Here is a 12,228-nt window from a genome sequence, read left to right on the forward strand (position 1 = left end):
GGTATTATCGCCAATCTGCGTTAACTAAGCCACTTTCATAAGCTGGCTGCCCATACTTTTTGTTGATTTTTTATGCCCTATTCAAGTAGCTATGATGTTTTAATTATCGGTAGCGGGGGTGCTGGGCTAAGCCTGGCACTGAAGCTGGCAGACCACGGCACACGTGTTGCCGTACTGTCAAAATTTGCCTTGACCGCCGGCAGCACCTATTATGCCCAAGGCGGTATTTCGGCCGTTTTTGATGCCGAGGATTCTATCGAGTCACATATTGAAGACACGCTGGATGCGGGGGCCGGCTTGTGTAATCCGGAAATAGTCCGGCTGACCGTTACCCACGGCAAAAGTTCCATCGAATGGCTACGCCGCCAAGGGGTCGCCTTTACCGAAGACGTTACTCCCACCGGTGAAAAAGTCCTGCACCTTAACCGCGAAGGCGGGCATTCGCACCGCCGCATTGTCCATACCGCCGATGCCACAGGCAAAGCGGTGTCTTTATCGCTGATCGAACGCGCCCAAGAACATGACAATATCCGGCTGTTCGAGCATCATAACGTCGTCGAACTGATTACCCAAACCACCCCTTCGGGCAGCAAAACCATCGTCGGCGCTTATGTGCTCGACTCACAACGGCAAACTGTGAATACTTTTACCGCAAAAGTGGTGGTCTTGGCAACAGGCGGGGCAAGTAAAGTGTATTTATATAGTACCAACCCGCAAAGCGCCACGGGTGACGGCATCGCTTTAGCATGGCGGGCGGGCTGTCGGGTCAGTAATATGGAGTTTATGCAATTCCACCCGACTTGCCTGTTCCATCCGAAAGCCCAGTCGTTTTTAATCAGCGAGGCAGTCAGGGGTGAAGGCGGCAAACTGATCTTGCCGGACGGCTCACCGTTTATGCACCACTTCGATCCCCGCGCCGAACTGGCGCCACGCGACATTGTCGCCCGCGCCATTGACCATGAAATTAAAAAACGCGGCATCGATTGCGTGTATTTGGACATCCGCCATAAGTCGGAAGACTTTATCCTAAAACATTTTCCGACCATCCATAAAAAATGCCTTAAATTCGGCATTGATATTTGCAAACAGCCGATTCCGGTCGTACCGTCGGCACATTATACCTGCGGCGGTATTTTGACCGACAGCTATGCGCGTACCGACATCGCCAACCTTTACGCCATTGGCGAAGTCGCCAGCACCGGCCTGCACGGAGCCAACCGTATGGCCAGCAATTCGCTGTTAGAATGCTTAGTCTTTGCCGACCGCGCCAGCATTGATATTTTGGCTAAGCTGGCTAGCATCGCCGCGCCGCCGTCCGTGCCGGATTGGGACGATTCGCAAGTCAGCGACTCTGACGAAGAAGTGGTGGTATCGCATAATTGGGACGAACTACGCCACTTTATGTGGGATTATGTCGGCATTGTCAGGACGGACAAGCGCCTGTCCCGCGCCATGAGCCGGGTCGAATTGCTAAAGCAGGAAATCAACGAATATTACCGCTATTTCCGCGTCACCAGCGACTTGCTGGAACTGCGCAATCTGGTCATTGTCGCCGAGCTGATTATCCGTTGCGCCATGCAGCGCAAAGAAAGCCGGGGTCTGCATTATACCTTAGATTATCCCGAACTTGACAACAGCAAGCCGCCGCAAAATACGATTTTAACACCCTAACCAGTGACGGATTCCTATATAATGGGCTTGTTTCGGGTGTATACTTCGCCCACTCCTTAACTATAAAAAATAATAAAGACGGGGATCTTCTGATGACTGAAAAGACCGCTAGCAAATACCTGCTGAACTTAGAAAAACAATTCGCCCACGACAATCCGGTCTTGCTGCAAGCCTTAAAAGTCTTCCAAGAAGTTGACCAATTCGAATATGATTTAGGGCTGATCGAAGCCGAGGAAACCACCGCCAGCAAACATTCTTGGTGGCCCATCGTTAGTCTGGTCGGCGGCAATTCCACCGCCAAAGCCCGTTTTATCAACAGTTATTTGGAAACCGGGCAACAACTGGCTGGCGTGCAAAGCGCCGGACATAAATTTACCGTACTGCTGCACAACAACCAAACCAATTCCACCACGTTGCCGGGTACGGCTTTAGATGTCGACCCGCGCTACCCGTTTTACAAAATCAGCAGCAAAATCGAGCAGCAAAAAGCCGGCGAAGGCAGCCGTATCAATTCCTACCTGGAATTAAAAACCCTGCACAGCGACCGCCTTAAAGGCAAGCTGATCATCGACATGCCCAATGTCGCCACCGCCTTGGTAACCCCTGTCATATCTTTACTGACCCGCCATACCATCGAAACGTCGGATTTGGTCTGTGTGTTCAGCGATGTGTTCGAGTCCGATAGCCCGCTCGCCAAAGAACTGATCGGCTTGGTTGCCGCCCATCAGGACACCAATAAGTTTGTGTACCTGATCGACGAGCCGACCGCCAATTTAAGCACCACCAACAACAACGCCATCATTTCCCTATGGCAACGTAAATTGGCGGAATTAGGCCTGAACAGCGGCCAATTCATTGTGCTGACCAACCAACAAAATTCCGCCAACCCCTCCGGCAGCGGTTATTTTGCCGAGATAGACCACCGCATGGCCAATGTCGCCCACGGGCGTTCATACCGTGTCTTGGACGCGCTGGAAAAAAATATCAACGATATTAAAGATGTGGTTATACCGGAAACCCAAAAAGGCATCGCCGCCTGGAAAGACCGCGTCAATATGTCCACGCTGATGATTTTAGGCTTTTTAGGGTCGCTGGCGGTGTTGGCAGAAATCCAAATAGGTATTTTAGAGTTTATCATCGACCCCATTATCGGCCCTATGGTCGGGGTGGCATTTTTGGTGGTGATGATCCCCATCCATTTAATCAGCAGTAGGCTGCAAGGCCGCATCATCAGCCACCGTTTGGCGGCACGGCAAAAAGAACTGCATTTGCTGGAAAATCTGGCGAACCTGTTTGAAAAGAACCTGACCTTCAGACGCATGATGTTTACCGTCAGCGACCCTGTGGGTTGGAACAAAAAGAGCAAAGCCCGCTTATTGCATCTGCGCGAAAAGACCGAAGAGCTGGTGCAATCCTTAAACGACCATTTCAGCAGTTATCAGGAGCCACCGCCGAGCAACGGAGCATCCAGTTTTAAAGAGTTTCCATAGCGTATCCCTTCCCATCCGTAGCACTTAAAAAAGGGCGTTATTATTCTATAGCAGTTAATCAGACAGCATTCAATGCTAAAAAATACCTATGGATACTTTAAAACACTATTTGCCGCTCTGCTGGTTTACGCTGAACCCGCTCGAGCTGATAAGATCAGTCAGTTTCTTCAAAAATAACCTTATTTTTTATTTTATCGTTGAGTTTTTTTTGCAGGCCAATATGACCGACGACCCGATTGAGTCGTTTTATGAAGTCAGTTTTGAGACGCTGTTAACCTTGCTGTTTATTTGGGTCATGTTGGGGCTTAACCGTTCCCTGTACGGCTTTATTCAAGTCACCGCCGCCGTGGTATTTTGCTCTAATTTGGTGTCGTTTTTTATCATTCCGGTGCTGGTTTGGCTGACCATCAGCGAAAACACCATCAGCTATTATCTGGTCGGTATCCTGCTGGTTTGGGACTACGCCCTGACCACTTACATCTTCAAGCGCGTCTTAGTGCTGAACATCCCCGCCAGTGCCGTGGTTTCGCTGATTTATGCGGGGTTTACTTATTTTGGCGCGTATACCTTGGGGCAGTTGGTGCAGTGAGGGGGGTGAGCTATAAAAAAGTGGGGTTAAATGGGTGGGCATGGGATTGTTGCTAATCATTTTACAGCCCACCATTAGTCATTAGTTATGATATGCCGATGCTTGCCATGTCATCGGCTAAATACCCCGTCTTACCCATTCATCCCTTGCCGCAACACTGGCAACGGCGGCTTACCCAATACCCCACGCAAACCCCAACACCCCGTCACGGCAACACACAACGCGCCAATCAGCGGCACGGCGACCCATACATACAGATTAGGCTGGTAGGCCATGTTCATGACCCGCGTGTATAACCCCCACAACAAAGCTTCGGATAACAGCACCGCAACTAACCCGGCGATAAACCCTAAGGCGGCAAATTCGCTTATTTGGTTGCTGCGCAATAAGCGGCGGTTCGCGCCTAGGGTGCGCATTAACGCCCCTTCGTAGATACGGCTGTCTAAGGTGGCGTAAACGGCGGCGAACAGTACGGTAAAGCCCGCCAGTAAGGCGAAATACAACAAATAGTTAATGGCTTGGGTCAATTGGCTGATAATGGTCTTAAGCTGTTGGATAATCGCATCCACTTCCATTAGGGTGATGTTAGGATACTGTTTTACCAGCGCATTCAAGCGAAGCTTTTCGGTGCGCGGCAGGTAAAAACTGGTCAAATAAGTGCTAGGGAAAGCCTCTAACGTGCCTTTGGAAAAGATCATATAGAAATTCGGCTTCATAGTGTCCCAACGCAAACTGCGCAGGCTGCTGACGGTGGCGGTGAATTGTTCGCTGCCGACGGTAAAGGCCAGCACGTCGCCGACTTTAATCTTTAGGCTATCGGCGAGTTTTTGCTCGACTGACACCTGCCCGGCTGGCGCGTCGGCATGCCAAGTGCCGGCGGTGATTTTGTTCTCGTCCGGCAAGGCCTCTGTCCAGGTCAGGCTGAGTTCGCGGTGGGTGGCGGCATCGCCTTGGCTGTCTTTACTGACCCGTTTTTGTACTTGGGTTTGGTTAATCGTCACTAAACGCCCGCGCACCACCGGATAAAATTGGCTGCCGCTGATGTGTTGTTGGCGCAAGGCCTCGGCAAACTCGCTTTGTTGCTGCGGGAAGATGTTCAGGGCGAAATGGTTGGGGGCGTTGTCCGGCAATTGCCGTTGCCAAGTGCCGAGCAAATCGTTACGCACGGTAAAGCTTAAGATCATGGCGACCAGAGTCAAGCTAAACGCCAGAATCTGGCTGACGCTGGCTTGGCGGTTTCTGGCCAGCCCTTGCAAGCCAAACCGCCAGTACAGGCTGGTGATGGGCAGACGGCGCAAGCCCGTCAACAGGCCAAACACCAATCCACCCAATATCAGCAAACCGAGCGCACCGCCGCCCAGCAAGGTGGCGGTCATCGGCAGGTCGTCGGTGTATTGCCAAATCAGCACGCCAATCAGCCCCAAGGCTAAGCCATAGACCAGCCAGGCACTGGTGGGCAAGGGTTCCAGTTCGCGGCGTAACACCCGCAACGGCGAGACGTGTTTAAGGCGCAATAAGGGCGGTAAGGCAAAGCCCAGCAACACCGCCACACCTACCGCCAAGCCGGACAGCAAGGCGGGCCAGCCGGGGGCGGCGAGCTGTTTGGGCAATAAGTCTTTTAACAAGTAAAATAAGCCTTGTTGCGCCAAGCCGCCCAAGGCGCTGCCCAGTAGGCTTGCCGCCAAGCCCAGCACGGCGAACTGGCTGCCGTACAGCCACAAAATATCCCGTTGCTTACAGCCCAAACAGCGTAACAGGGCGGTATTGTCGAAATGGCGTTCGCTATAACGGCGCGTCGCCATGGCAATCGCCACCCCGGCGATGATAATCACTAAGGTGCTGGACAGGCCTAAATAGCGTTCGGCCCTATCCAAAGCCGAACCCAATTCGGGGCGGTCGTTATGGATGTCCATCAGCCGTTGCGAGGCGTTGAGTTGGGGCTTCAGCCAGCGGTTAAAGGCCAGCAAGTCTGTGCTGTCGCCGATAAATTGGAAAAAATAATGGACGTGGCTACCCGGCTGGATAATCCGGGTCGCGGCCAGATCGGCGCTGTTCATCATGACGCGCGGCGAGAAGCTGTAAAAATCGCCTTGTTTGTCGGGTTCGTAAGTCAGGATGCGGGTCACGGTCAGGGGGTGTTCGCCGACGGTGAGGGTATCGCCCAGTTGTAGCTTTAACGCGGGTAAGACGCGTTTTTCCACCCAGACCGTACCCGCCGCCGGGCCGGCGCTGCTGGGGGTTTCTTGGGCATAATCGGCGGTGCTGGTTTTCAGTTGCCCGCGCAAAGGATAATTGCTGGTGACGGCCTTGATGCTAGCTAAGAGCATTTCCTCATGCTCAATCAGGACGCTGGAGAACTCAACCGTTTGCGCACGGGTCAGGTGTTGTTTTTCCGCCTGCTCTGCCCACGCTGGGGGCAACTCAGTCGGACTGCTGACCACCAAGTCCGCCGCCAGAAACTCGGCGGTCTGTTGGGTCATAGTGCGTTGCAGGCGGTCGGAAAATAACGCGATGGCACTGGAGCAGGTCACGGCGATGATGAGCGCTGCCAGTAAGATGCTCAGCTCGCCGGAACGGCTATCGCGCCAGAGCAGGCGCAAGGCTAATGTAAAACGGTTCATACCAGCTCTCCGGCGGACAGGCGGATGGTGCGCTGGCAACGCGCGGCCAGGGCGTGGTCATGGGTGACTAAAATCAGTGTGGTGTGGTGTTCTTGGTTCAGCTCGAAGAGCAAATCAATAATATGCGCCCCGGTTTTGCTGTCCAGATTGCCTGTGGGTTCGTCGGCGAACAAAATCGCCGGACGGGTGGCGAATGCCCGCGCCAACGCCACCCGTTGCTGTTCGCCGCCGGACAATTGCTTGGGCGTATGGCTCAAGCGTTGCGCCAAACCGACCCGTTCCAGCAACTGCGCCGCGATGGTTTTGGCCTCCGGGTTGCCGAGCAGCTCTAAGGGTAGCATGACATTTTCCAGCGCGGTTAGCCCCGGCAGAAGCTGAAAGGCTTGAAAAACAAAGCCTATCAGTTGGCTACGCAAAGCCGCCCGCCCGTCTTCGTCCAACCCGGTCAGGCTCTGCCCGTTCAGGTGGATAGTGCCGGAAGTGGGCGTATCCAAGCCTGCCAATAAGCCGATTAAGGTCGATTTGCCGGAACCGGATTCGCCCACGACGGCAACGCTTTCACCCGATTTGATTATCAGGTTTATTGCTGACAAGATATGTAAGTTTTTATCGGCAGTGGCCACGGCTTTACCGAGATTTTCCGTGACGATAATGTTGTTTAACAAGTGTGTTGGAGAGTGCATAATGTCCCGATTGTTTGTGGCTTTAATCATGATGTGGATGCCGATGGCTGTGATGGCGAAATCTATTGTCGTCTTGGGTGATAGTATCAGCGCCGCTTATGGAATGGAGGTAGACCAAGGTTGGGTGGCATTGTTGCAGGCTAAGCTCAATAAAGACCAGCCGGGCCGCCATAGTATCCATAACGAAAGCATCAGTGGCGACACCAGCGCGGGCGGCTTGGCACGGATAGACGCAGCTTTGGCCTTGCACAAGCCCGACCTGGTGTTGCTGGAACTGGGCGCTAACGACGGCCTGCGCGGCCTGTCGCCTGTGACGATGAAAGCCAATCTGACCGAAATCATCCGCCGCGCCCAACAGGCAGGAGCCAAAGTCCTGTTGCTAGGCATGAAAATCCCGCCCAATTACGGCAAGCGCTATATTGATTTGTTTTACAACGTCTACCCGCAATTGGCAAATGAATTAAACCTCCCCCTCGTTCCGTTTATTCTCGAAGAAGTCGCGCTCGACCCGGCGCTGATGCAGGCGGACGGCCTGCATCCCAACGCCAAGGCGCAGCCGATTATCGCAGACAAAATAGCGGCTTATGTTTTTCCTTTACTGTAACCAAGAGCCTAAACAATGACAGACTTAACTTTGCAACAAGCCAACCAAATCATCAACCACGCCATTGCTATCGCCCGCGAGCTTAACATGAACCCGCTCACCGTCGTGGTGTTGGATTCTTCCGGCCACCTTAAGGCCCTGCAACGCGAAGACGGTGCCAGCATGATCCGCCAACAGATCGCCACCGCCAAAGCCTGGGGTGCGGTTAATATGGGGGTGTCTTCACGCGGTTTGGAAACCGTCGCCCAACAACGCCCCGATTTTATGAACGCCTTGATTACCATTGCTGACGGCAAAATCATGCCTGTTCCTGGTGGGGTGTTAATCCGCGATGCCGACAATCACCTGCTCGGTGCGGTGGGCATCAGCGGCGACAAATCCGATCAAGACGAACGCTGTGCCATTGCCGGGATTGAGGCGGTGGGATTTTTTGCGAGTATTTAAGCGTTAACCCCCCTGTGTGTTAGCCCGCCCCGGATGTGCATCATGATTCTTTCAAGGACGTGGCACATCCGTATCACCTTACTTTATCAGGATGCTAACCATGCCAAAACCGTTCCGCAAACTGACCCGTGCCGACTTCACTACCTCTCCGATTTGGGAGTGGCTTATGGACGAAAATACAGAAGATGAAGAGAGCGATGAAAGCTATGTTCAGGCAACGTCTTATACGCAAGTGCCCAGATTAAGTTTTGGGCAATTTATCGTTTCGGCGGCAATTGAGTTAAAAAATGGCGATGTTTTCCCAGGGGTTGCCGAAGTCACTGTGGCAGGTGATGAAGTGAACGTCCAACCAGTCAATGTTTTTATGCTTGACCGCCTGTTAACGATTCCCGGCATGGATACCAATCGGTTGCTGACCCGATACACACAAACGGTAGAAAACTATCCGATTGCGTGGACGCTTAATGTCTTGATCGAAAAAGAAAATGCTAAGCGTTCGGCTTCTATTCTAGATGCTGATATGAAAGACATGCAGGCGGTTATGGAGATGATGAACGCGTTGCTGTTGCTAAAAAAGGGGCGTTTAAGTTAACTCAGTATTTTGCTGCTTTAATAGGGCGATTTAATGCGGCTTGGCTTGGGAGCGCGGGCATCTTGCCCGCAAAAGCCGACAAGATACCTGCATCTCTAAAGCGCTGACTGGCTTGTCAGTCGGGGTTATAGCCCACAGCAAAGTATTCACTACCCAAGGCGTAACCGGGTAACTATAATCTTAGGCTTCATCTGCCCTTTTTTAGGTATTGCCCAATGAAACGCTTCCTTATCTTATTTTTGCTGCTAATGGTTGCGGCTTGTTCTAATAAACCCGGCGACAGTGAAATACAAAGCCAAGTGCTGCCTTTACTCGCCACCGCCAGCACCAAAGACATTGCCGACATTAAAAACCTGCGCAAAACCAACGGCTATGAAACCGACGGCAACACCTATGCCATTGATATTGCTTACGACTTGGTGTTTAAGGTGAATTATGCCGATTTGGCGAAAACATCTATGCCCAAAGACAGCCCCGACGGTCTGATCGAAGGCCTGCAAAGCGTGATTACGGGCTTTAATTTGTTGGGGCTAAACGTCACCTACGGCAACTTTAAGGCGGGCGACCGCTTCGTCAAACAAGACCACCTGACCTTTATCAAAACCGAAAACGGCTGGATGCTGACAGAGCCACCGGAATCGCCTTTGTAAAGGCTGTTATTGGCAAGGGTTTAGGGGATAATATCGGGCAAATAGCCGATATTATGAGGGAGGCTCAAGGAGTGTGGGCATCTTGCCCGCCTGCGCTTTTACGGGCAAGATGCCCGTGCTCCTAGGCTTGTGCCACCCCCAATTCCGTTAGCAAGGCATTAAACGCCACTTCATCAAACACCTTAACCCCCAACTCTTCCGCCTTCGCCAGTTTCGATCCGGCTTCTTCGCCTGCCAGCACGGCTGTGGTTTTTTTCGAGACGGAGCCGGACACTTTCGCGCCTAGGCTTTCCAGTAAGGCTTTGGCCTTGTCGCGGGGTAGGCTTAGTGTTCCGGTAATGACCCACGTTTGCCCGGCTAAGGGTTGGGCTTGGGCGGGGTCGGCGCTGATTTCCGGCCACGTCACGCCTGCGTCGATAATCGCCTGCACTATCGCTTGGTTTTTGGTATCGGCAAAAAAATCGACGATGTTTTGCGCCATGACCGGGCCTATGTCGGGGACTTGCAGCAGGTCGTCGTAACTGGCGTTGGCTAGGGCAGGGTAGGTTTTAAAATGCTTGGCGACGGCTTTGGCACTTTCTTCGCCGATTTCGTGGATACCCAAGGCGGCGATAAAGGTGCCTAGTTGGGTGTTTTTAGCTGCATTGATGGAGTCCAGCACGTTTTGCGCACTCTTTTCGCCTTGCCCGTCCAAGTCGGCAATGTCGTTGGCCTGGAGCGTGTAAATGTCGGCAATGGTCTGTAGGCTGCCTTTGCTGTATAGGGCTTCTATCAGTTTTGTGCCGAGGTTGATGATATTCATGCACTTGCGCGAGGCGTAGTGGCGGATGCGTTCCGCCCCTTGCGCGGCGCAGCTTAGGCCGCCTGTGCAGCGGAACGCGGCTTGTCCGGCGGTGCGTTCAACTGCCGCCGCACAGACCGGACATTCAGTAGGCATGATAATCGGCGTTCTGGTATCGCCGTGGTGGGCGACTTTGGTGATTTTTGGGATGACATCGCCCGCGCGTTGGATTTCGACGCTATCGCCGATGCACAAGCCCAGGCGTTCGATTTCGTCCATATTGTGCAAGGTGGCGTTGCTGACGGTGACGCCGCCGACAAAGACGGGTTCCAGCCGCGCGACGGGAGTTAATACGCCGGTGCGCCCGACTTGAAAATCTACCCCTAATAAGGCCGTGACCGCGACTTGGGCGGGAAATTTACGCGCCACCGCCCATTTTGGCGACCTGGCGATAAAGCCTAAGGCATTTTGCAAGGCTAAAGTGTCGATTTTGTAGACAATTCCGTCGATTTCCATCGGCAAGCCATCTCTGGCTTGTTCCATCATGGCGTAGTTTTGGCTAAATTCGGCGAAACTGCCACAAAATTGCTGGCAAGGGGCATTTTTACGGAAACCTAAGCTGACCAGATAATCCAAGATTTCGGCATGGGAGGTAAATGCTTGGTCGCCTTGGTATTCGCCCAGGCCGTAAGGGATGAAGCGCAAATCCCGGCTGGAGGTGATTTTTGGGTCCATTTGCCGGATTGTACCCGCTGCGGCGTTGCGGGGATTGACAAAAACGCGGCTATTATTGGCTTCCGCCCAGCGGTTGAGCTTGGCGAATGCGGCTTTGGGCATAAATACTTCGCCGCGCACTTCCAGGATGGCGGGCGGGTTGGCGGTGGCGAGTTGCAGCGGTACAGAGCGGACAGTTTTGATGTTATGGCTGACATCTTCGCCGATTTGCCCGTCGCCACGGGTCGCTGCGTAACTGAACTGGCCATGGTCGTAATGGATAGAGATTGCTAGCCCGTCCAACTTGGGTTCGCTGATGATGGGGAGGGTGTCGGTGGCGACATCGAGGTCTTTGGCGGCTTTTTCAAAAAACTGGTAGGTTTCCTCTAAAGAAAAGGCGTTTGCCAGCGACAGCATCCTGACGCGGTGTTCGATTTTGGTAAACTCATCAATCGGCTGGCCACCCACCCGCTGCGAAGGCGAGTCGGGCGTGACCCAATCGGGATGCGCCGCTTCCAAAGCCAGCAAGTCGCGGAAAGCTTGGTCGTATTGGGCATCGGGTACGCTGGGGTTGTCGAGTACATAGTATTCGTAATCCCATTGTTTGAGTGTGGCGAGCAGTTGTGTGTAAGCGTGTTTCAAGGTTGATCCTGGAGGGTGGATAATGCGTTAGGGCCTAAGCAACCAAGGCGTTATCATAACAAACTAGCCCAAGGGATAATAAATGAATTATCTTGGCCGCAAAGAATGCTTGGGGAGTGTGCTGGCACTAATACGCCGTGCGCTTTGACGCTATTTGGGTATCCGTCTGCCCTGATAGGTGCATAATCGCCCCTCACATGGTTAAAACCACCAATCCCAACCCTTTTTCTGGTGCATTGTCACAAAACCAACAGCAAGCCGTGCTCTCACCGCCTTAATTCAATCGCCATTTCTGATGGTAAGCCCAGTGTTGGCAGGCTCTGCGGCCTGTACCGGCTATTTTGGAGGAGCGTGGCACTTTTTTTGCACGACTAAACAGGCCATGCGCTTTTATAGCATGGTGCAATGCGTGTGACGCATTATTTTTTCACTTGTCTAAAGGTGTTGATATGATTGAGATTATTATCTATGGTTTGCTGGCTGTTGCGGTTGCCGCCAGTTGTTTTCCGCTCATTAACAAATTTAATGTCGCCAAATTGGCAAAAGAACTGGATGTGCCTGAAGACTCTATCCTCAGACGGCATTTTCTGACCCAGATCCGCACTGAAAACGCCAGCCTTGCCGCCGCCTTAGAAAAGCGTTTGGCTAAAGCCTGATCATCCCCTAAGCGCAGTGTCGGCGCTACTGGACAGCCAGCCAGTGCCGGATAACTGCCCCTCTTAACCGCACAAGTGACCGTCCGCCTTA

11 protein-coding genes are annotated in these 12,228 nt (G+C 52.8%); 8 read left to right on the forward strand and 3 right to left on the reverse strand.

Going from position 1 to position 12,228, the window contains the following annotated elements; all coding sequences use genetic code 11:
- Nucleotides 1-72 precede the first annotated feature (72 nt).
- The 3 genes from nadB to AADEFJLK_RS16985 all read left to right on the forward strand — a co-directional run bounded on the left by nadB (nucleotide 73) and on the right by AADEFJLK_RS16985 (nucleotide 3,750).
- Nucleotides 73-1,671 (forward strand): L-aspartate oxidase, encoded by a 1,599-nt coding sequence (nadB, locus tag AADEFJLK_RS16975; RefSeq protein WP_103975061.1) that lies wholly within the window; start codon nucleotides 73-75, stop codon nucleotides 1,669-1,671.
- A 92-nt stretch (nucleotides 1,672-1,763) separates the two neighbouring features.
- The gene (locus AADEFJLK_RS16980; protein ID WP_103975062.1) at nucleotides 1,764-3,161 is read left to right on the forward strand and encodes a P-loop NTPase family protein; all 1,398 of its coding nucleotides are present in this window, start codon (nucleotides 1,764-1,766) and stop codon (nucleotides 3,159-3,161) included.
- An 88-nt stretch (nucleotides 3,162-3,249) separates the two neighbouring features.
- Nucleotides 3,250-3,750, forward strand: a complete 501-nt coding sequence (locus AADEFJLK_RS16985) for a hypothetical protein (protein WP_103975063.1) — start codon at nucleotides 3,250-3,252, stop codon at nucleotides 3,748-3,750.
- Between the two features lie 131 nt (nucleotides 3,751-3,881).
- Here AADEFJLK_RS16985 and AADEFJLK_RS16990 read toward each other — a convergent pair whose 3' ends face one another.
- Both AADEFJLK_RS16990 and AADEFJLK_RS16995 read right to left on the reverse strand, forming a co-directional pair.
- Complete coding sequence (locus tag AADEFJLK_RS16990; protein ID WP_103975064.1) at nucleotides 3,882-6,371, reverse strand: ABC transporter permease; 2,490 nt, start codon at nucleotides 6,369-6,371, stop codon at nucleotides 3,882-3,884.
- Nucleotides 6,368-7,054: an ABC transporter ATP-binding protein gene (locus AADEFJLK_RS16995; protein WP_103975065.1), complete on the reverse strand. Its 687-nt coding sequence runs from the start codon at nucleotides 7,052-7,054 to the stop codon at nucleotides 6,368-6,370. The genes AADEFJLK_RS16990 and AADEFJLK_RS16995 overlap by 4 nt, the downstream gene beginning before the upstream one ends.
- A 1-nt stretch (nucleotide 7,055) precedes the next feature.
- On the opposite strand from AADEFJLK_RS16995, the gene AADEFJLK_RS17000 reads away from it, so the two are divergent.
- The 4 genes from AADEFJLK_RS17000 (at nucleotide 7,056) to AADEFJLK_RS17015 (ending at nucleotide 9,344) form a co-directional block, all read left to right on the forward strand.
- Nucleotides 7,056-7,658 (forward strand): arylesterase, encoded by a 603-nt coding sequence (locus AADEFJLK_RS17000; RefSeq protein ID WP_170065147.1) that lies wholly within the window; start codon nucleotides 7,056-7,058, stop codon nucleotides 7,656-7,658.
- Between the two features lie 15 nt (nucleotides 7,659-7,673).
- Nucleotides 7,674-8,102 carry a GlcG/HbpS family heme-binding protein gene (locus AADEFJLK_RS17005; protein ID WP_088619573.1) on the forward strand — a complete coding sequence of 143 codons (429 nt, stop codon included), beginning with the start codon at nucleotides 7,674-7,676 and terminating at the stop codon, nucleotides 8,100-8,102.
- 100 nt (nucleotides 8,103-8,202) lie between these two features.
- On the forward strand, nucleotides 8,203-8,694 hold the full coding sequence (locus tag AADEFJLK_RS17010; RefSeq protein WP_103975066.1) for a hypothetical protein: 492 nt from the start codon (nucleotides 8,203-8,205) through the stop codon (nucleotides 8,692-8,694).
- Nucleotides 8,695-8,909: 215 nt separating this feature from the next.
- On the forward strand, nucleotides 8,910-9,344 hold the full coding sequence (locus tag AADEFJLK_RS17015; protein ID WP_103975067.1) for a hypothetical protein: 435 nt from the start codon (nucleotides 8,910-8,912) through the stop codon (nucleotides 9,342-9,344).
- Between the two features lie 121 nt (nucleotides 9,345-9,465).
- Here AADEFJLK_RS17015 and ligA read toward each other — a convergent pair whose 3' ends face one another.
- Nucleotides 9,466-11,481 (reverse strand): NAD-dependent DNA ligase LigA, encoded by a 2,016-nt coding sequence (ligA, locus tag AADEFJLK_RS17020; protein WP_103975068.1) that lies wholly within the window; start codon nucleotides 11,479-11,481, stop codon nucleotides 9,466-9,468.
- Between the two features lie 449 nt (nucleotides 11,482-11,930).
- On the opposite strand from ligA, the gene AADEFJLK_RS17025 reads away from it, so the two are divergent.
- Nucleotides 11,931-12,137 carry a hypothetical protein gene (locus AADEFJLK_RS17025; RefSeq protein WP_088619222.1) on the forward strand — a complete coding sequence of 69 codons (207 nt, stop codon included), beginning with the start codon at nucleotides 11,931-11,933 and terminating at the stop codon, nucleotides 12,135-12,137.
- Nucleotides 12,138-12,228 lie beyond the last annotated feature (91 nt).

This window comes from Methylovulum psychrotolerans (assembly GCF_002923755.1).
Classification (GTDB): domain Bacteria; phylum Pseudomonadota; class Gammaproteobacteria; order Methylococcales; family Methylomonadaceae; genus Methylovulum; species Methylovulum psychrotolerans.

What these genes read in the sequence shown, in the direction of transcription:
- AADEFJLK_RS16980 (WP_103975062.1), top strand. Translation starts at nt 1,764, where the DNA reads ATGACTGAAAAGACCGCTAGCAAATACCTGCTGAACTTAGAAAAACAA.
- AADEFJLK_RS16995 (WP_103975065.1), bottom strand. Translation starts at nt 7,054, where the DNA reads ATGCACTCTCCAACACACTTGTTAAACAACATTATCGTCACGGAAAAT.
- nadB (WP_103975061.1), top strand. Translation starts at nt 73, where the DNA reads ATGCCCTATTCAAGTAGCTATGATGTTTTAATTATCGGTAGCGGGGGT.
- AADEFJLK_RS17015 (WP_103975067.1), top strand. Translation starts at nt 8,910, where the DNA reads ATGAAACGCTTCCTTATCTTATTTTTGCTGCTAATGGTTGCGGCTTGT.
- AADEFJLK_RS17010 (WP_103975066.1), top strand. Translation starts at nt 8,203, where the DNA reads ATGCCAAAACCGTTCCGCAAACTGACCCGTGCCGACTTCACTACCTCT.
- AADEFJLK_RS17025 (WP_088619222.1), top strand. Translation starts at nt 11,931, where the DNA reads ATGATTGAGATTATTATCTATGGTTTGCTGGCTGTTGCGGTTGCCGCC.
- AADEFJLK_RS17005 (WP_088619573.1), top strand. Translation starts at nt 7,674, where the DNA reads ATGACAGACTTAACTTTGCAACAAGCCAACCAAATCATCAACCACGCC.
- AADEFJLK_RS17000 (WP_170065147.1), top strand. Translation starts at nt 7,056, where the DNA reads ATGTCCCGATTGTTTGTGGCTTTAATCATGATGTGGATGCCGATGGCT.
- AADEFJLK_RS16990 (WP_103975064.1), bottom strand. Translation starts at nt 6,371, where the DNA reads ATGAACCGTTTTACATTAGCCTTGCGCCTGCTCTGGCGCGATAGCCGT.
- AADEFJLK_RS16985 (WP_103975063.1), top strand. Translation starts at nt 3,250, where the DNA reads ATGGATACTTTAAAACACTATTTGCCGCTCTGCTGGTTTACGCTGAAC.